Origin of the sequence: Chryseobacterium sp. GM_Chr_2, assembly GCF_026540445.1 — a bacterium.
Lineage (GTDB): Bacteria > Bacteroidota > Bacteroidia > Flavobacteriales > Weeksellaceae > Chryseobacterium.
The window spans coordinates 1-18,424 of record NZ_JALNUD010000019.1 but is presented as its reverse complement, the minus strand read 5'-3'; the positions used below and the strand labels follow the sequence as shown (position 1 = coordinate 18,424).

Annotated in this window: 20 protein-coding genes; 8 read left to right on the top strand and 12 right to left on the bottom strand. The window is 34.4% G+C overall.

What is annotated here, in order from left to right:
• Positions 1-15 precede the first annotated feature (15 nt).
• From OXQ85_RS20270 to OXQ85_RS20260, 3 genes are all read left to right on the top strand, one after another.
• Positions 16-507 (top strand): T9SS type A sorting domain-containing protein, encoded by a 492-nt coding sequence (locus tag OXQ85_RS20270; RefSeq protein ID WP_267406906.1) that lies wholly within the window; start codon positions 16-18, stop codon positions 505-507.
• Positions 504-2,750: a carbohydrate-binding domain-containing protein gene (locus OXQ85_RS20265; protein WP_267406904.1), complete on the top strand. Its 2,247-nt coding sequence runs from the start codon at positions 504-506 to the stop codon at positions 2,748-2,750. The genes OXQ85_RS20270 and OXQ85_RS20265 overlap by 4 nt, the downstream gene beginning before the upstream one ends.
• Positions 2,751-2,852: 102 nt before the next feature.
• Positions 2,853-3,995 carry a serine hydrolase domain-containing protein gene (locus OXQ85_RS20260; RefSeq protein ID WP_267406902.1) on the top strand — a complete coding sequence of 381 codons (1,143 nt, stop codon included), beginning with the start codon at positions 2,853-2,855 and terminating at the stop codon, positions 3,993-3,995.
• 3 nt (positions 3,996-3,998) lie between these two features.
• On the opposite strand, the gene OXQ85_RS20255 is transcribed toward OXQ85_RS20260, so the two are convergent.
• Together OXQ85_RS20255 and OXQ85_RS20250 are read right to left on the bottom strand one after the other, a co-directional pair.
• A complete protein-coding gene (locus OXQ85_RS20255) occupies positions 3,999-4,721 on the bottom strand; it encodes a hypothetical protein (protein ID WP_267406900.1) in 723 nt (240 codons plus the stop codon).
• 14 nt (positions 4,722-4,735) lie between these two features.
• Positions 4,736-5,059 carry a PadR family transcriptional regulator gene (locus OXQ85_RS20250; RefSeq protein WP_267406898.1) on the bottom strand — a complete coding sequence of 108 codons (324 nt, stop codon included), beginning with the start codon at positions 5,057-5,059 and terminating at the stop codon, positions 4,736-4,738.
• A gap of 81 nt (positions 5,060-5,140) precedes the next feature.
• On the opposite strand from OXQ85_RS20250, the gene OXQ85_RS20245 reads away from it, so the two are divergent.
• Positions 5,141-5,665, top strand: coding sequence for a 2'-5' RNA ligase family protein (locus tag OXQ85_RS20245; protein WP_267406896.1), 525 nt, complete (start codon positions 5,141-5,143; stop codon positions 5,663-5,665).
• Between the two features lie 55 nt (positions 5,666-5,720).
• Here the strand turns inward: OXQ85_RS20245 and OXQ85_RS20240 are convergent, their stop codons facing one another.
• The gene (locus OXQ85_RS20240) at positions 5,721-7,079 is read right to left on the bottom strand and encodes a M64 family metallopeptidase (RefSeq protein ID WP_267406895.1); all 1,359 of its coding nucleotides are present in this window, start codon (positions 7,077-7,079) and stop codon (positions 5,721-5,723) included.
• A 2-nt stretch (positions 7,080-7,081) separates the two neighbouring features.
• The gene (locus tag OXQ85_RS20235) at positions 7,082-7,567 is read right to left on the bottom strand and encodes a hypothetical protein (RefSeq protein WP_267406892.1); all 486 of its coding nucleotides are present in this window, start codon (positions 7,565-7,567) and stop codon (positions 7,082-7,084) included.
• A gap of 350 nt (positions 7,568-7,917) precedes the next feature.
• Between OXQ85_RS20235 and ruvC the strand changes: the two genes are divergently transcribed.
• On the top strand, positions 7,918-8,472 hold the full coding sequence (gene ruvC / locus OXQ85_RS20230) for a crossover junction endodeoxyribonuclease RuvC (RefSeq protein WP_267406891.1): 555 nt from the start codon (positions 7,918-7,920) through the stop codon (positions 8,470-8,472).
• 4 nt (positions 8,473-8,476) lie between these two features.
• Here ruvC and OXQ85_RS20225 read toward each other — a convergent pair whose 3' ends face one another.
• Both OXQ85_RS20225 and OXQ85_RS20220 read right to left on the bottom strand, forming a co-directional pair.
• Positions 8,477-8,659, bottom strand: a complete 183-nt coding sequence (locus OXQ85_RS20225; RefSeq protein ID WP_267406890.1) for a hypothetical protein — start codon at positions 8,657-8,659, stop codon at positions 8,477-8,479.
• 317 nt (positions 8,660-8,976) lie between these two features.
• On the bottom strand, positions 8,977-10,872 hold the full coding sequence (locus tag OXQ85_RS20220) for a GEVED domain-containing protein (RefSeq protein WP_267406888.1): 1,896 nt from the start codon (positions 10,870-10,872) through the stop codon (positions 8,977-8,979).
• A 223-nt stretch (positions 10,873-11,095) separates the two neighbouring features.
• On the opposite strand from OXQ85_RS20220, the gene OXQ85_RS20215 reads away from it, so the two are divergent.
• From OXQ85_RS20215 to OXQ85_RS20205, 3 genes are all read left to right on the top strand, one after another.
• The gene (locus OXQ85_RS20215) at positions 11,096-12,166 is read left to right on the top strand and encodes a DUF4407 domain-containing protein (protein WP_267406887.1); all 1,071 of its coding nucleotides are present in this window, start codon (positions 11,096-11,098) and stop codon (positions 12,164-12,166) included.
• A gap of 155 nt (positions 12,167-12,321) precedes the next feature.
• Positions 12,322-12,789, top strand: coding sequence for a redoxin domain-containing protein (locus OXQ85_RS20210; protein WP_267406885.1), 468 nt, complete (start codon positions 12,322-12,324; stop codon positions 12,787-12,789).
• A gap of 2 nt (positions 12,790-12,791) precedes the next feature.
• Positions 12,792-13,310: a thioredoxin domain-containing protein gene (locus tag OXQ85_RS20205; protein WP_267406947.1), complete on the top strand. Its 519-nt coding sequence runs from the start codon at positions 12,792-12,794 to the stop codon at positions 13,308-13,310.
• A 141-nt stretch (positions 13,311-13,451) separates the two neighbouring features.
• On the opposite strand, the gene guaB is transcribed toward OXQ85_RS20205, so the two are convergent.
• The 6 genes from guaB to OXQ85_RS20175 all read right to left on the bottom strand — a co-directional run.
• Positions 13,452-14,912: an IMP dehydrogenase gene (gene guaB, locus OXQ85_RS20200; RefSeq protein WP_267406884.1), complete on the bottom strand. Its 1,461-nt coding sequence runs from the start codon at positions 14,910-14,912 to the stop codon at positions 13,452-13,454.
• A gap of 154 nt (positions 14,913-15,066) precedes the next feature.
• A complete protein-coding gene (locus tag OXQ85_RS20195) occupies positions 15,067-15,567 on the bottom strand; it encodes a DUF4252 domain-containing protein (RefSeq protein WP_267406882.1) in 501 nt (166 codons plus the stop codon).
• Positions 15,568-15,579: 12 nt separating this feature from the next.
• Positions 15,580-16,860, bottom strand: coding sequence for a DUF4252 domain-containing protein (locus OXQ85_RS20190; RefSeq protein ID WP_267406880.1), 1,281 nt, complete (start codon positions 16,858-16,860; stop codon positions 15,580-15,582).
• Positions 16,861-16,925: 65 nt separating this feature from the next.
• Positions 16,926-17,603 (bottom strand): hypothetical protein, encoded by a 678-nt coding sequence (locus tag OXQ85_RS20185; RefSeq protein ID WP_267406878.1) that lies wholly within the window; start codon positions 17,601-17,603, stop codon positions 16,926-16,928.
• Positions 17,578-18,039, bottom strand: coding sequence for a sigma-70 family RNA polymerase sigma factor (locus tag OXQ85_RS20180; RefSeq protein ID WP_267406945.1), 462 nt, complete (start codon positions 18,037-18,039; stop codon positions 17,578-17,580). Before OXQ85_RS20180 ends, OXQ85_RS20185 begins: the two co-directional genes overlap by 26 nt.
• A gap of 132 nt (positions 18,040-18,171) precedes the next feature.
• Positions 18,172-18,424: helix-turn-helix transcriptional regulator (locus OXQ85_RS20175; RefSeq protein ID WP_267406876.1), on the bottom strand; the 253-nt coding region annotated here is incomplete at its 5' end.

Below are 18,424 nucleotides of genomic sequence, written 5' to 3'. Positions count from 1 at the left end.
AAAATCAGAATTACAATGAAATTAACCCAACTTCTCAACAAAACGATGTTGATAATTTTATTTTTGTTTGCCTTATTTTCATTTGCGCAAACAGGAATAAAAATCACGTACCTCAACGGGACATCGCAAGATTACACGATTTCAACTACCGGAAAACTGTATTTCTCAGGAAATAATTTATTAGTTAAAACCAACAGTTCAGCGAATGATATTACAATTCCTACCAATATTGTAAGAAAACTGACATTCACAACCGCGACATTGGCGACACAGGAAATTGGTTTGAATAAAAATCAAATCAAACTATACCCGAATCCTTCTTCCCACATCATCAAAATAACTTCCGATAAAAAAGAAGTTTTAAATGTAAAAATTTATTCAACAGAAGGAAGGTTGATTTTAAACGGAACCTATCAGCCTAATCAGGATATTGATATCAGCACATTCAAAGAAGGTTTTTATTTAGTTCAGGTCAATAACACAACTTTAAAACTGATCAAAAAATGAGAAAGCACTTTTATATTTTAATTGCATTTATTCTATCGTTTGGATTAAAAGCGCAGAATATTGTTATTCATAATTCCGGAAACACCATGTACGCTTCTGCAACATCTTTGGTAGACAGCATTAAGTTGGATTCAGATTATTCAAAATTTAATATTACAGGAAGTAATGGGAGTTTAGACATACCGAAATCTATCGTTGACAGTATTACCTTTTCTTCAACTGCTTTGAATCTCACGAAAATTTATATCATTTATAAAGGTTCAGAAAATGCTACAATTATTAACCCTTATGCCAATCAGGGCGTAAATATTACCACAACTGGAGGAACGGTGAATGTAGTTTCAACGGCTACCATCAGTAATTTAGAATATAATTTACTCGGAACAAGCACAACGGGAAGTTTAACCATGAGCTCTACCCTTCCGGCAAATTTTGTTATGAATAATCTGAATCTTACCAATGCTTCAGGTTCAGCAATTAATATCACGGGAGCTCAAACGCATACTTTTACGATGCAAGCCGGAACAACAAACTCATTAACAGACGGCTCTTCGAGTACCAAAAACGGAGTGTTACAATCTGATGGAAAACTTATTTTTGCAGGAACCGGAATGTTGAATATTAAAGGAATTAAAAAACATGGAGTTTCTACTTCAGCAGGAATTGAAGTTCAAAATGGAATCATAAAAGTGATTTCTGCCGCTTCCGACGGTTTTCATTCCGAAGGATTTGTGATGAGCAACGGAACCGTAAATATTACCGCAACGGGAGATGCTATTGATGCGGGAGATAATGCGATTGCTATTTCAGGTGGAAATATTACAACAACGTTGGCTTCTGCTGATGTTAAAGCCATTAAAACTGGTACTTCTACCATCGGAATTTCTGGAGGTACATTAAATTTAACCTTAACAGGCGCTCAGTCAAAAGCTATCAGCGCAAAAGGAAACATTACTTTTGATGGTGGAGATATCATGGCAAACCTTTCGGGGGCGGCAGTACTTACAGCTTCAGGTAGTGGTTATGATCCGTCTTATTCAACGGCTATCAAAACAGATGCGAGTGTGATTGTAAATGCAGGAACTTTAAATTTAGCAATTGCTTCCACAGCAAACGGCGGAAAAGGGATTTCAGCCGGACAGAATATTACGATCAATAACGGAAATATTACCATTACTACAGCCGGAAACGGGGCAACTTATACCAATACATCGGGTGTTTTAGACTCTTATTCTTCTTCGGCGATTACAGCAGATGGCAATTTAGCTATTAATGCAGGTTCTGTAACCACAACAAGCTCAGGAACAGGCGGAAAAGGATTAAAAGCAGACGGAACTGTTATTATTGGAAGCTCAACCACGACTCCGACTTTAAATATTAAAACCACAGGGGCAAGATTTTTAGTTTCAGGAACAGATTATAGCCATCCGAAAACATTGGTTGCAGCAGGGGGAATTACCATCAACAGCGGAACAAATATTTTTAATTCTACCGACGATGGCATTCATTCGGACACAAGTGTAACCATCAATGGAGGAACAAACACCGTTTCGGCTATTTCTACGATTTCAGGAGTGGGAGAAGGAGTTGAAGCCCCAATCATCACTTTTGCCGGAGGCGTAAATAATATCACGGCTTCAAACGACGGAATCAATGCGACATACGGAACCGTTTCTGGTGGAACAGAAGCCAATGACAACAGCCATTTATACATAACAGGAGGAATAAATATTGTAGCCGGAAGTGATGCAATTGACAGCAATGGCAACATCACGATCTCAGGCGGAACAACAATTGTAAATGGCCCCACCAATCAACCTGAGGAAGGAATTGATTTTAACGGAACTTTCTTAATGAACGGCGGACTTTTGATTTCCGCAGGATCAAATTCAAATATGACCAAAGCAATGGGAGCTGCATCTTCCCAAGTTGGAATGTATCTGAAATCAAGCTCACAATTAGCAACTTCTTCTATGTTACACATCGAAAATGCAGCAGGAACAGAAATGGTAACTTTCAAACCTAAAAACGGAGTGTATTATTTCCACTTTTCCAGTCCGAATTTACAAAAAAGCACAAGCTACAAAGTATATTTTGGCGGAGGCTATACAGGCGGAAGTTACGTTGGCGGCACTTCCGGATGGGGTTTATACACAGGAGGAACCTACTCTACTTCTGGCGGAACATTGAAAAGTACGTTCACAACTTCAGCCACCAATACAGTAAATACAGTCTCTTTTTAAGACAAGATTTATATCATATAACCGAACCTCTTAATGAAAATTAGGAGGTTTTTTCTTATTTTTGAGATACAATGTTGCTTAAAAAATTATTTCCTACATCAAATGACAAAAAAAACACTTTATTTATTCGCTCTAATTTCAATTCTCATTAATTTTATTTCTTGCAAGAATGATATTCCGCCTGCAAAACCCATCAATAAAAACGAAATTGTAGATTCTACCATCACAGCCTTTGAAAAAAATCTTTTGAAGCAACAGATAGATTCAGTCTTCAAAAAATACAATTTTAACGGAAGCATCGCTGTTTTTAAAGATTCTACCGAACTTTATCGTAAAGAAAATGGCTTTCTTGATTTTAAAACTAAAACGAAGATTGATCAAAATTCAGTTTTTGCCATTGCATCGGTGAGTAAGCAGTTTACAGCCGTCTTGATTTTGCTTCAAATGGAGCAGGGAAAACTACATCTTGAAGATAAAGTTTCGAAATATTTAGATGATTTTAAATCGAAAGAATATGAAAATATCACCATCCATCAGCTTTTGAACCATACTTCGGGATTGAATACTTTCGGAGGAAAACTGATGTTTAAAAGCGGTTCAGATTTTTATTATTCTAATGACGGTTTTAATGCCCTAGGAAAAATTGTGGAAAAAGTTTCAGGAAAAACCTATGACGACAATATCATGGAGCTTTTCAAAAAAGTAGGGATGAATCATTCTTCAACAGGGGATCTTTTCAAAGGTGGAAATTTCGCAGGCGCGCACGTTGGCAATGGAAAAAATGCTGAAAAAATTGAAAATATGCCGAAAAGATTAGGCAGTAAAGAGATAGGAATTCCTGCCGGAGGAATTCTTTCAACCATTGATGATCTTCATATCTGGAATAATGCGTTGTATGGCGGAAAAATCTTAAAACCGGAAACTCTGAAGCAATTCACTTCCAAAACTTCACAAAGAAATCATGCTATTTTTGGCAAAATGGGCTATGGTTATGGGATTATGACCAACCTTGGGAAACCCTTATCTTTTTTCCACAGTGGCTATATCAAAGGTTCGCCTTCTTTGAATATTTACTATCCTGAAACTAAAACTTCGGTGATTATTTTATCTAATATTGCCGATGAGCAAAGTGGAAAAGGTTTAATTTTTAAACCTCATAAAGAAGTAAAGAAAATTGCAAATATTGTGGAAAATACCATTCATGAAATGAAAGCTGATACACTTGCTTCTCAACTCAAAATATAAAAATTAACCGGCAGTTTTTAAATTATTTTTAAGCCTGATGATTGTTTTTTTATGTTCGAAGAAGTTGATGAGATAAAATATCGTCATCACTTGTACTAAAAATGGAAAAATCAACGTAAATAATGAAGAAGAAATATGCGCGAAATCTCCCATTCTAAAAAGCGAAAAAGCATACTCTGCATCTCTTGAAACAATTTGTATCAGCGAGGTAATACACACAATCAACAGACTCATGTTTTGCTGATACATTGTATAAAATGATTTCCCTTTGAATTTAAAATCTTTTTTGAGGTACTGTCTCATTTTATAGTTCGTAGATAAAACAAAAAGTAAAGCAAATAAAAACATGCAATTTTGCGCTTTGAAAAGTGAAGCGTACATTTCTGAGCTATTTGCCGAATAAATTAAAATCAAATTAATCCCAAAAGAAACCAATCCCAACAAAAATGATTTTTTAAGAATCCTATTATATCTTTCTTTTACAATTTTCTTTACAATCACAGGGATTTTTTCAACATAGAAAGCGTAGTAAGAGGTCATTTTAAATTCATCTTTCCATAATTCTACCGTTTTACGAAAAGCTTCATCAAAATTAATATTTTCATTCATCTGAATATCCAAAACCTGCGCAATCATATGGTCTTTTACTTCAAATAAAACATCTAAAGGAAGCTTTTGAAAAATAAGATAGTCTGTTACTTGTTTTTCCTGTTCAGCTGTAATCATCGTTTGTGTTTTTATTAAATATTAAATATTGTATTCAAATTGAATAAATAATTTTTCATTTCACTTTCCTGCGCTACCTGTTGCGCCTTACCTTTTTCTGTTAAAAGATAATATTTACGATCTCTTCCGTTAATTTTCTGAACTTCAGAAGTTATCATTCCATCTGCTTCCAGTTTATGCAGAAGAGGATACAATGCACCTTCTGTCATTTCCAATTCACCTTGAGTGAGTTCTTTCGCTCGCTGAGTAATTTGATAACCGTACATTTTCACTTCCTTGGCAAGCAGTTTTAAAATGATGTTTTGAAGAGTTCCTTTATAAAGACTGTTCTTTTTCAATTTTTATCTTTTAATATCTTGCAAATCTATACATAATTTTCTTATGTATCAAAATTTATTTTAGTTTTTTAAATTTATAAAATGAAAAAGTTATACTTCATAGCGATTTATCCACCTCAAGAAATTATTGATGAAATCAAAATTTTCAAGCAGGATTTGGCTTTGAATTATGATAATTCAAAAGCATTGAAGAACGATGCCCATATTACTTTGTTTCCGCCTTTTAATCGAGAATTAGATTTAGAAAAAGATATTCATATTGCATTTGATAAGATTGATACCGCCATGTCTACATTTGAAATTATATTAAATGGTTTCGGAAGTTTTTCTAATCCTAAAAACCCTGTTCTATTCGTAAAACCCGAAGAAAATAATCATTTGAATGAACTTTATCTTCGTGTACAGCAGCAGTTTAAGTTCATCAAATATTCCTTCCATCCACACGTTACGGTTGGTTACAGAAATTTAAGTTTTGAAAACTATTTGAAGGCTTGGGAAATTTATAGAGACAAAGAATACAAAACTAATTTCTTAGTTGACAAGATCACTCTTCTTCGTCATGATGACAATTGGATTCCTATTAATGAGAAAAAATTATTTATTTAAACAAAAAAAATCGACTCTAAATAGAATCGATTTTAAAATATTTATAAGTTTAAACTTATTCTTTCACAATTTTCTGAGAAATAATTAAACCATTATTTTCACTTACAGCCAATGTATAAACTCCGCTTGGAATTGCATTGATATCTACAAAAATATTTGCAGCATTTTTCAATTCATATTTTACAGGAACAACTCTTCCAGAGGCATCATAAAATAAAACTTTTACATTTTTTCCAAAATCTTGTTTTCCTTTGATGTAAAATTCATTATTTGCCGGGTTTGGATAAATCCCGAATCTTCTTTCTTCTGCTCTCACATCTGAAGTTCCCAACACAGCTTTACTCAACGTCCAAGTTACCGTTGCAAAGTGAACTGCAGAATGGTTATCAACTTTTACCAAAGAAGTTCCGTCTGTCACCGAAAAAAGCAGGGTATTGTTTCCGCCATTCAATTGAGCCGGAGTAAGCGTTACCGTATTGCTTGTTGATGAAAGTGGTGTTCCATTAAGCGTCCAAGTATTTGTTAAAGTATTAGGAATTGGTAAAATTTCATTCACCGTAAATGTTACATTTGAATTTCCGTTCAATGTGCTTGAATTTGCTGGCGTAAATGAATCAACTGGAGAAACCAATGAGTGAATTCTCTCAATCAGCGTTTCTGTACATACGGAACAAAACTCTTTGTTCAAATATCTCATCTCGCAATTTTGATGAGGACGGAACCATGTAGGACTTTCTGTATAAGGGTAAATTCCTACATCATTTTGCCCTACCCAGTTTTTCCATTTGATGGTAGCAGCATTAGAATTTTGAGTTTTATTTGGCGATTCTCCAGTGCCCGCAAACCAATACTCATCTGCTAATTTTCCAAAAGAATGTCCAAGCTCATGAACTACAACTTCATTTGCAGAAGGGTCAAGCGTTGCAAAGGCATACGTTCCTCCACAACCACCATATTCTGCCGAATTTCCGAGAATATAGGTTGCATCATAATCTGGAAGATTGGCTTGTAAAACCTGAGTAACTTTTGTTGTATTCCCATAATAACATCTGTGAACTCCATTATCAAAAGAAGAACTGAAATAATTATTAGGATTACTCACCGGAAATACAGGCTCTGTAACGTCTGTTGCCGTTCCGGGATGCTTTACACCAGATTCTGGAGAAATTACTTTAATGGCATACGCATTAAAATAGTTTTTATATTCTTTATAAGGACTTTTTGTAAAAAGATAATTTACCGTACTAAGAGCAGAATTCACAAAATTTGTTTGCTCGGCTGCGGTAAAACCGTCTCCCATGACAGCGATGTTGATACGCTTATCATTGGTTCCGTTTTGCAGAATAGGCACTGTCTCAAAAACCTGAGCAAAACAGAATGAACTAATAAATAGGGAAAATAAAGTTTTTTTCATGATTATAGTTTTTGAGTTAATAACAATTGATTTCCTCCGTTGGTAATTTTTTCAACTTTTACCATACTCACTTCTGCAGAATGTGGATATCGGATACTGAATTCAGCATTTTGAAGCGACAATTTTGTTCTCTGAATGGTATCTTCAAAGCTTTCCATTACAGGATTCAAAGGGTCTTCAATGCTTTGCTTTACGATTTCTTTACCGCTTGCATTAGTTAATGTAATGATGAAATCTCCAATATTCGCAGAATTTCTATCATAAGTCGGAGTAAATTTCAATTTTCCTTCACTGATTTTTTGATCCTGTAACGTTACTTTTTCAGCCCCAGATTTGTCTTTTTCCACTTTAAAGAAAAGATATCCTATCTGATTCTTATTCAGTGATGAATGCTCAACTTTCATTTCATTTCCCTGTAAGTGATTGAGCTGTGCTAAACCACCTATTAAAAAAGAGGGAATAATTAAAATAGTAAATAAATTTTTCATATCTCAATTTTGGTATGAAGGTAAGAAGTTTTTCAGATAAGTTTGTATTACTTCTTAATTAAACTTCTCTCTACTTTCAATTTTATTTAGCCAAATTTTTTTTTTGGAAGATAAATTGTCTTGATTATTACACAATGTTGAATTTATGACTACCACCCTAGCCGTGATTGAAGCATTTGTTTGAGCTCATTTTTTGTTTTTTGCGGCTGCGGCGGGCAAAGCCCGCCGCAGCCGCAAAAAACAAAAAATAGCGAGTGCGGAAAGCGCGAAAAAGCTTCAAATAAAAAATGATGAATTGATATCGTTGAAAAGATGAATTAAAAAGTAGGAAAATCCCTACCTTTGAGCCAATGATTACGGAGAAAATAATATTAGGAATTGACCCTGGAACCACGGTAATGGGTTTCGGAATTATTTCTGTGAAGAAAGGAAAAATGGAGATGGTGTCAATTCATGAACTTTTGCTGAAAAAGTATCCTAATCATGAAACGAAGCTTAAATATATTTTTGATAAAACATTAGCGTTGATTGATGAATTTCATCCGGACGAAGTGGCTTTGGAAGCGCCTTTTTATGGCAAAAATGTGCAAAGTATGCTGAAGTTAGGTCGTGCGCAAGGTGTGGCTATGGCGGCCAGTCTTTATCGAAATATCCCCATTACGGAATATTCTCCAAAAAAAATAAAAATGGCGATCACCGGAAATGGAAATGCCAGTAAAGAACAGGTTGCAGGAATGCTTCAAAATCTTTTAAAACTGAAAGAATTTCCGACAAAATATTTGGATGCTTCTGATGGTTTAGCTGTCGCTGTTTGTCATCATTTTAATTCTGGGACGATTGCAGATACAAAATCATATACGGGTTGGGAAAGTTTTCTGAAACAAAATCCGGATCGGTTGAAGTAAGAGTTTACTGTCTTTCATAAACATCTTCTATTTCTCTCACTTTTCCATTTAAAATATCACTATAAATAATCACAAATTTATTATAAGATATTATTTTATACTTTTCATTTCTGAAAAGATCAACATCTGTATAAGAAATTGAATTTTCGTCAATTGTTACTAAAATTTTACCCGAAGAACTTTTCATGGAACAATCTTTTCCTGTGAAATAATTTTTAGTTAAATATATTTTATCATTTATTCGTTCAAATTTCCAAGTGTAAAGTTTCATACATTCATGTAAAGTATAAATCTTCTTTTCAGTTCCATCATTATAGTTTTTTTCGACAAACTTCTAGTTTCCTAAAAAATATTCAATCCCCGTTTTTACTTTTGGGTTATTGGGTAAGAGTTTATTTTTTTGTTGTGAATGGCAATTCATCATCAATAACAACAATATGAAAGCGGTTAATTTTTTCATAATATAGATAAAAAAAGGAGTCTTTCGACTCCTTTGTAATTATTTTAATTCATAAATTTTTTAGATTCTCTATTATCAGAGTAATTAATGATGTAAGCACCTTTTGTTAACTGCTGATTGATTTGAACTTCATTTGTTTTAGAATTACCTTTCTGAATAAGTTTTCCACTCATGTCATAGATTTGGTAATCTCCAAAAACATTGTTTTTGCCTCCAACAAGCAGCAATTTGTTTTCTGATTTAACGTAAACAATTTTAGCATCTTTACTATCCTTTACCTCAGATGTTCCTAAGACATCCAAAATTCTTACTGTATAATCCTCCACTTGTCCATACTGCAATTGTGAACACGCCGTAATATCTGGTAAAGCAACTCCGTTATATGTTGCAGCATCTACCGCTACTCTCATTCTTAAATAGGTATTCTTTACCACTCCCGCAGGTGGTGTAATATTGCTTGTTAATGTCATTCCTGCTCCAGAAGCCATAATTGCAGATGTATTATTAACAGTCAATTCAGAATCTTCAAAAGAACCATTGTTATTATAATCAATCCAAACTTTAGTTTTCATTTTATCAGCTTGTCCGAATCCGTTTGTAAAAGTAACTTTTAATGGTGTACTATCATTAGCTACAATATCAGTATAATAAGCAGGTCTAATGCAGTTTGCTGTTGCATAATTTTCATAATATTGAGGAGCTGCTTCATCAGAATCATAACCATTTGTAATACTATTAATACCTCCAAACTGAACTCTTGTCGCCCCAATGGCAAAATTATTATTTGTAGCATGAGCTGTTCCTGCCGGATTACATTGTGCAGCAACTACTGTCACAGGCGAAGTTATTACAGTGGCAGGATCTTTTCCAGCAAGAGAATTCATCAAATTTTTTCTGTATTCCATCATCATAAGCACCGCTCTGTTTCTTTGTCCTTCGGTAAATTTCCTATTAACATTCGTATAATTCATGATATTATACTGTGTTCCATCATAATTCTGATTGGTACAAGGGTCAATACTGCTATTACCCGGAACAGGATTTATACCATACATGCTTTTTGATGGTGATGTATCACAAACTTTATCTCCGTCTGTATCGCAATTATTATTAACAGGACAATTTGCCTGATCTGTATAGTTCACACCTTGGAAAGTATGCAATAACCCGAAAGCATGTCCCAATTCGTGCGGAAAAGTGGTATTATTTTGATTTTTAATTGTTGCCACTTTCATGAAACTTTCATAGCTAAAATCATAGGTATCCGGAAATGCTGCATATCCCATTAATCCGTAAGACAATTGTTGTTGCCCGTCAAAACCAATCACTACATAAATATTAAAATAAGAAGTTTCCGGCCAGTGCGGTGCTAGTTGAGTTTTAATTGTATAATCAGCCACACCGTTATTCCCCTGCATTGCTACCCCATAGTTGTCATAACCAGCGAGAGTACTTCCGTTATATCTTACAATCCCCGTTGTTGAATTACAGTTTGGAGCTCTTTTAGCCAAAACCAACTTAAAAGGCATTACTGTTCCTCCATTTGGTCCGGTACCTTCGGCATAAAATCCATTACCATACGTTGTTGCATACATCTTGTTCGCTCTGTCTAGCCAATCTTTGATCTCCTGATCCGTTACAGCTAAATTGGAATTGGCTGCAACATTTGATTCAATAACGTGTACTACGACTGGAATTTCATAGATCTGTCCGGTGTATAAACCATTCCATGAAGTGGTAGCACCAGATTTGTTTAGATAAGAGTTTTTGTTGATTGTACTTAATTTAAGATCAAACTCTTCTCTCTTTTTCTTTAAATCAGGATATTTTCTGTCTAATTTTTCTGCTTGAAGATCGAATCCACAAAATTTTTCTGTGTTTTGAGAAAAAACATTAACAAAAATCATTAATGTAAAAATAAATGTGTTTTTTTTTACCATTTGTGTGTTTTTTAAATATTTAATGCGAAAATATTAATTTTTATTTCAATTTTAAAAATATTTAACAATAATTTAAGACAACATTATAAACCATCTTATCAAAGTAAATAAAATGATTGATTATCAATAATTTAATCAAATAAAAGAAATTACTTTGCAAAACATAATACTATCTTTTACAATGGTATGATTTTTAATACTAATTTTGTATAAATTTTCTATCATGAAAAATAATCAACAAACTATAAATCAAGCGAATCATAAAATAAATTGGTTCCAAAAGTTTCTGATGGTTTGCTCCGGCGGAAACATTCATATTTTGAGAAAAACACCCAGCGAGTGGAACAAATTTGCCGGAATTGGTGGCATCGTACTTTTTACGGCTGTATTTGCAACATTATCTGCAGGGTATGCTATGTTTACCGTATTCGATAATATTTGGGCGGCTGTTGGATTTGGTATTTTATGGGGATTGATGATCTTCAATCTCGACAGATACATCGTTTCTTCTATTAAAAAAACAGGAACGTGGTGGAATCAGATCTTAATGGCAATTCCTCGTCTAATTTTAGCTACATTTTTAGGTATTATTATTTCCAAACCTTTAGAACTGAAAATATTTGAAAAAGAAGTGAACAAGCAATTGAATACAATCATTCAAAGAAATAAAAAACAGCTTCAAGGTGAGATGAATGGCAGAATTCTTCAGCAAAGTGGCCCTTTTGAAACCGAGAAAAAACAAATTTCCGAAAAGCTGGCTCAATATCAAAAATCGTATGATTCTGCAGCGGTGGAACTGGAAAAAGAAATTTTAGGAAAACAATCCACATTAACCAGTGGAAAAGAAGGTTTTGGCCCTAATGCGAAGCGTAAACAAGAATTGAAAGAGCAACGAAGATTAGACTTAGAAAATTATCAAAAACAAACAGCTCCAAGACTAGATTATTTAGATAAAGAAATATCAAAAGTATACACTAATCTTGAAACAGAAAGAAAATCTACAGAAACCGTTGAAGATAAATTTAACGGATTTGCCGCAAGATTACAGGCTTTAGATGAGCTTGGTAAAAACTCTGCAATTATTGCTCTGGCCGCAAGTTTTATTATGGGATTATTCATCTGTCTGGAAATTTCTCCGGTTTTAGTTAAGCTGATTTCCGCTGTTGGCCCATATGATTATCTTTTAGAAAAAACTGAAAATGATTTCAGATTATATTCAAAAGAAAAAGTAGAAAAAGGAAATTTTCTCACCGACTTCAGGATTGAAGATTTCAAAAATAAATTAAGGAAATAAAACCTTAGCAAATTAGACTAAGCTTTCGGAAATTTCGGAAGCTTTTTTATTTGATTTTTAATATTAATTTAAGACTTCCATCCTCAATAATTAAATTCTTATCCCTAAATTTAGTAGACAATTTAAAATAGAATTAAATCACAAACCACAACAATATGATATTAGAAAAAGGAACTCCTGCACCAGATTTTGACCTTCACTCTACTCCTGATCAAAAATTAAAGCGAACTGATTTTTTAGGTAAAAACTTAATCCTTGTTTTTTATCCTGCAGACTGGAGCCCGGTTTGTGGAGATCAGGTGGCTTTATATAACGAAATGCTAAGTATTTTTCATAAACACAATGCAGATATTTTAGGAATTTCTGTAGACAGTGCTTGGTGTCATGATGCTTTTATGGCAGATCGAAAATTACATTATCCATTACTTGCAGATTTTAATCCGAAAGGTGAAGTTTCCAAAGCATATGGCGTTTATAACGAAGAAAACGGAACTTCAAAAAGAGCCTTATTTGTAATTGATAAAGAAGGGGTCATTCAATGGAGTTATTTATCTCCGGATGGTATAAATCCGGGAGCAGATGGCATTATCGATGCTTTGGAAGAGTTAAATAAAAATGCTTAGCCATATCAAAATTAAGAATTCCCATCGGGAAAGACGATCATATTCTTGGAAATCCGGACACCGCAAAAATTGTGTTGGTGGAATATGGAGATTATCAATGTCCTTATTGCGGCCATGCCTTTCCTTTAGTTAAAAAATTTGTGGAAGAATATGGAAATGACGTTGCCTTTGTATTCAGAAATTTTCCACTGACTGATTCTCATGAATTTGCCATGTCTGCTGCAACAATTGCCGAAGCTGCCGGAAAACAAGGAAAGTTTGGGGAAATGCACGACCTCATCTATAATAATCAGAATTTGTTGAGCCAAGAAATGTTGAAAGAATGCGTAACCGCTTTGCATCTTGATTTTAACAAAATAGAAAATGATATCACGACTTCTGATATTCAGGATAAAATAGAAGCTGATTTTGAAGGCGGCGTGAGAAGCGGCGTCAACGGAACACCTTCATTTTTTGTAAATAATCAGAAATGGGAAGATTACGATGGGACGTATGATTCTTTTGTTGATCTAATTTCTTAGGTTAAATATTTCAATGTAGATTTTGGCTAAAGCCAGATTCACAAAACTTTTATGAAAGCTGGCTAAAGACCGCTCCTATTGATAAAAAAATAAGGCTACCTCAAAACGAGATAGCCTTATTAATTATATTTAATTTATTATTTACAAAGAATAGTTTGGAGCTTCCTGAGTGATGATAACATCGTGAGGGTGAGATTCTTTCAATCCGCTTCCTGTAATCATTACCATTTTAGTTTCAGTTTGTAAAGCCGTAACATCTTTAGCTCCACAATATCCCATACCAGCTCTAAGACCTCCAACTAATTGGAAAATAACTTCTTCCAATTTACCTTTACTTGGAACTCTTCCTTCGATACCTTCCGGAACGAATTTTTTAGCTTCACTTTGGAAATATCTTTCTTTTCCACCTCTCTTCATGGCAGAAAGGCTTCCCATTCCCTGGTAAGTTTTGAATTTTCTACCTTGGAAGATGATTTCTTCACCCGGAGCCTCGTCAGTTCCGGCAAGAAGAGAACCTAGCATTACTGCTCCTGCTCCACTTGCAATCGCTTTTACGATATCTCCTGAAAGTTTAATACCACCGTCAGCGATTACCGTTACATTTTTAGTCTGAGCATATTCGTACACGTTGTAAATAGCAGATAATTGAGGAACTCCAACTCCCGCAACAACTCTCGTTGTACAGATAGATCCCGGACCAACCCCTACTTTTAGAACGTTTGCTCCAGCTTCGATCAAGTCTTTTGCAGCTTCCGCTGTTACGATATTTCCACCAACGATATCCAAATCTGGATATGCCTGTCTGATTTCTTTAATTTTATTTAAAACTCCGATAGAATGACCGTGAGCAGAATCGATACCGATGATGTCAACTCCAGCGTTTACTAGAGCTTCAATTCTTTCCAACGTATCTTCACCAACGCCAACTCCGGCTCCAACGATTAATCTACCGTTTTGATCTTTATTAGCATTTGGGTATTCTAACTGATTATCAATATCTTTAATCGTAATTAAACCAACCAATTTATTTTCAGCATCAACGATAGGAAGTTTTTCCACTCTGTTTTTAAGAAGAATTTCTTTAGCCTGCTCTAGATTGGTATTCTTATCAGAAGTAATTAAATTATCTTTCGTCATGAATTCCTCCACTTTTACGTCAAGGTTTTCCTGATATTTTACATCTCTGTTGGTAATGATTCCGATCAATACATTATCAGCATCTACAACCGGAAGACCAGAGATTTTATATTTAGCCATTAAGCCTTTAGCTTCACCTAAAGTATGATCTTTTGAAAGGGTAACAGGATCAGAAATCATTCCGTTTTCTGAACGTTTTACACGATTTACCTGTGCAGCCTGTTCCGCGATCGTCATATTTTTATGGATAAAACCCAACCCTCCAACTCTTGCCAAAGCAATTGCCAAATCTGCCTCTGTAACGGTATCCATCGCAGCGGAAACAATCGGAACATTAAGCGTAATTTTGTCGGTAAGTCTTGATTTTAATGAAACCTGATTAGGTAAAACTTCTGAATAAGAAGGAACTAGAAGCACGTCATCGAAAGTGATGGCTGTCTCTACAATTTTGTTATGAATAGACATCTTTACTTTCTTGCAAAATTAAGACATTTTGGCGACATACGAAAATCGATTTTAATAGTTTAAATAAAACTTAACAATCAATAACTTAAATCAAAAAACCGTTCAAATGTGAACGGTTTTGGTTGTACAAAATAATAAGTTATATGATATGAAGTTACTTATCCTTGGCAAAATGGATCATTCTTGAAATATCATCGGCGGTAAAACTTCCCCTGATATCTACAAAAACCAACTCTTTATCTGAGTTCACCGTAAGAAGCATATTTTTGATGGCTTCTCCTTTTTGTTTTACTCTTACATTTACATTGTCGCCCTCATGTTTTATGGTTGCCCATTCTTCGTAATTATTATCATTTAAATAATTGGCAAATTCTTTCAACATAGTTCGGTCTCCGTTTTCAACAGTCAGAACTTTTATTTTTGAAACTTTTTTCACCAGCCTCATCACCTCTTTACTGTCGCCATCTTCCTTCAACGCTCTTCTGATGATTGGTTTGGCTAAAAACATCGGAACATTAATGCTTGCAAATTTTGCCCCTTTAAAATCTCGTCCCGAATCTGAAAAATAAGCCATATTCGGTTTTTCTGAAACGATGCAAGACTGCATCATAAACATCGCACAAAAGATGATAACTATGTTTTTTAAAATTTTCATGGCAATATTGTTTTAGTTGATTTGTTTTAAATTCCCTCCTGATGTTTTGCTGATTTTAGAATCAATATCCGGATTTCCTTTATATTTTACCAAACCTCCTGAAGAAGCTTTCACATTTAATTTATCTGAAACCGTTACCGAAACTGTTCCTCCGGAAGTTGCTTCTGTATCTAGTGTTTTTAGAACAAAATTTTCCGCTTTACACACCGCGCCGCTGCTGATGTCGATCATTCCTGAAGTTGCTCTACCTTCCAGATTGGCTTCAGAACCGCTGGAAGATTTCACATTAATCATCTTAGTGCTGATAGAAGCTTTTACATTCGATCCCGAACTTGTTTCTACATTCGTAATATTTGAAACTTCAAAATTTCCTTTTAAAACAGAGCCTGACGAAGTATCAAGACTCAGATTATTTTCTCTGATGGTATTTACTGCGGTGAAAGTTCCTCCTGAAGACGTTCTGATATCATTTAATCTTGGTGACGAAACATTTACACTGATATTTTTAAATTTCAGATTCTTCTGACCTTTATTATCAATATAAACCTTTAGCATTCCGCCTTCCACTTTGGTGATGATATATTGAAGCTTGTCGGCATCGGCAATTACCTTTACACTCGTTGGATTTTCCTGTTTGAAAACCACATTTACCCCCGTGCTCACCTGAATGGCTGAAAAATCACCTACATTTCTGGATTCACCACTTAAATATGATGAATTACTTTCTGAACTAACACTTGTTCTCGTATTGGTTGCCGGATTGAATTTTGTCTCGCTGGAATTAATAAGTTTATTCACGTCATCCATTGATAGTTTCCCGTCAAGCTTTACCAAAATATTTTCGCCACCACCACTATCGATACTCAACAACAGATCATCCAAGATACCGTCTTTAGCTTCCGAAGAAAGAAATTTTATTTTCGATCCGGAACTGTTCATCGTCATGATCTCGCTATAGTTGAGATTTTTAAGATAAGATGAAATATCTTTATTTAATTCAGAAAGATTTACCTGAACTTTTTTTCCGTCTTTACTGTTGGCGTTTTCAGGATTTTCTGTAATCAAAACTCTTAGTCCTTTAATTTTTGCCAAGAGAGGTTTAATCTGATCCAGTTGAGAATCTTCAATATTCAGACTGCTGAGCATTCCAAACATCGGTTTTGCAATTTTAATGGAGGTTACCCCCTCCGCTTCCTGATATTTTTCAAGGAGCTTATCGAATTTGTCATCCTGCCCGTACACATTGAAGAAATGTGAAAAGGCCAATGCGAATATGATGAATATTTTTTTCATGAGTCAATTTTATTTTATCAATGATTATTAGTGCCTGATCAGGTGCATAATCTTAAAAAGGTTAATTAATAGTCGTCATCTACGACGGTTGGTTGGGCTAATTTATCACTAACATTATTTGCAAATATCTGAAATGAGTATTTAGTTACATTAATTGCTTCTTCCACATTATCAATTCTTTTTCCGTTTACAATCACGTAAGAATCTTTGTATCCTGTAGAATCTTTTGAAGCTTTTTTATAAGAAGAATTGCTTACATATTTTGGCTTTCTTTCTTTCTTCATTCTACCTCTTTTTGATAGAATCTGGTCTAAAACATCTTTTTCAGCTAAAGTATTTTCCTGAAAGATTGAATCTTTTTTCGCTCCCGCAATAGAATCTTCTACATGATTCAGAGCAACTTGCTGCTGATGTTCGTTATTTTCTTCGATAAAATCTTTTTTCTGTTGTTTGATTTGATTTTCAACCAACTGAGCCTGATCATTTACCGTTGAATTTGTATTATAATTAAATATAAATCCGATGCTTAAAAGCAAAACCAAACTCGCAGCCAACCAAAACCATTTCGGAAACGATGGTTTACTTTTCGTATTGATCGGGATAATCGGAGTTTCATTTTGAACTTCACTCTCCTTATTTCCTTCCGCTTGGGTAAGGAAATCTTCAAAATCCCAGTCCATTTTCTCTTCCTTTAACTGTTGGAAGATTTCATCGTATTTATCTTGAAATTTGTCTTTGTTCATAATCCATCAATTGAGAGATTTGTTCTTTTACCTTTTGTCTTGCCCGCATAAGATTTACTCTTACCGCGTTTTCTTCCATTTCCATCATTTCGGCGATCTCCGAAACTTCATATTCTTCTACATCTTTTAAATGGATAACCATCTTTTGTTTTTCCGGAAGCTGATTGATAAAACCTACAATATGTTCTTTCAAATTATTCACTTCCATGCTGTAAAGCTCTGAGCGGTGAAGCTGCAGATCGGCAAAACCCTGCTTTACATCGTGATGCTTCAATCTGTTCAGGCATTCATTCCGGACAGCTTTCAGCGCGTAAGATTTTAAATTCCCAAACTGCGCCAGCTCCTCTTTTTTCTGCCAAAACTTGATCATCAGATCCTGAACCACATCTTCCGCTTCATCACTGCTCATGACAAACCTTTTCGCAAAGCGATACATCTCATTTTTGAGAATAAACACCGTACTCTTAAAAGTCTCTTGGGTCATAAGTTTTGTTTCTATAAGTAAGACAACCGGAATTTCAATTCTATTACATCAAAAATAAAAAAACTTCAAAAAAATTTGAAGTTTCTATTTTTTATCGAGAAGCTGTTTAAGATAAGCGATCTCAGAATCCTTGTCTTTCAACCGTTGTTCGTATTGTTCTATTAATTTATCAGGCAATTGATTTTGATAAATAAATCCACTGTGATCACCATTCGTACTATTAATAGTAATGTTATCTCCGCTTAAAAAATCAAGCACACTTACCTCCAAAACTTTGGCGATGTCTTCTACCTGATGAAAATCGGGTTTACTTTTATCATTCTCAAAATTAGAATAG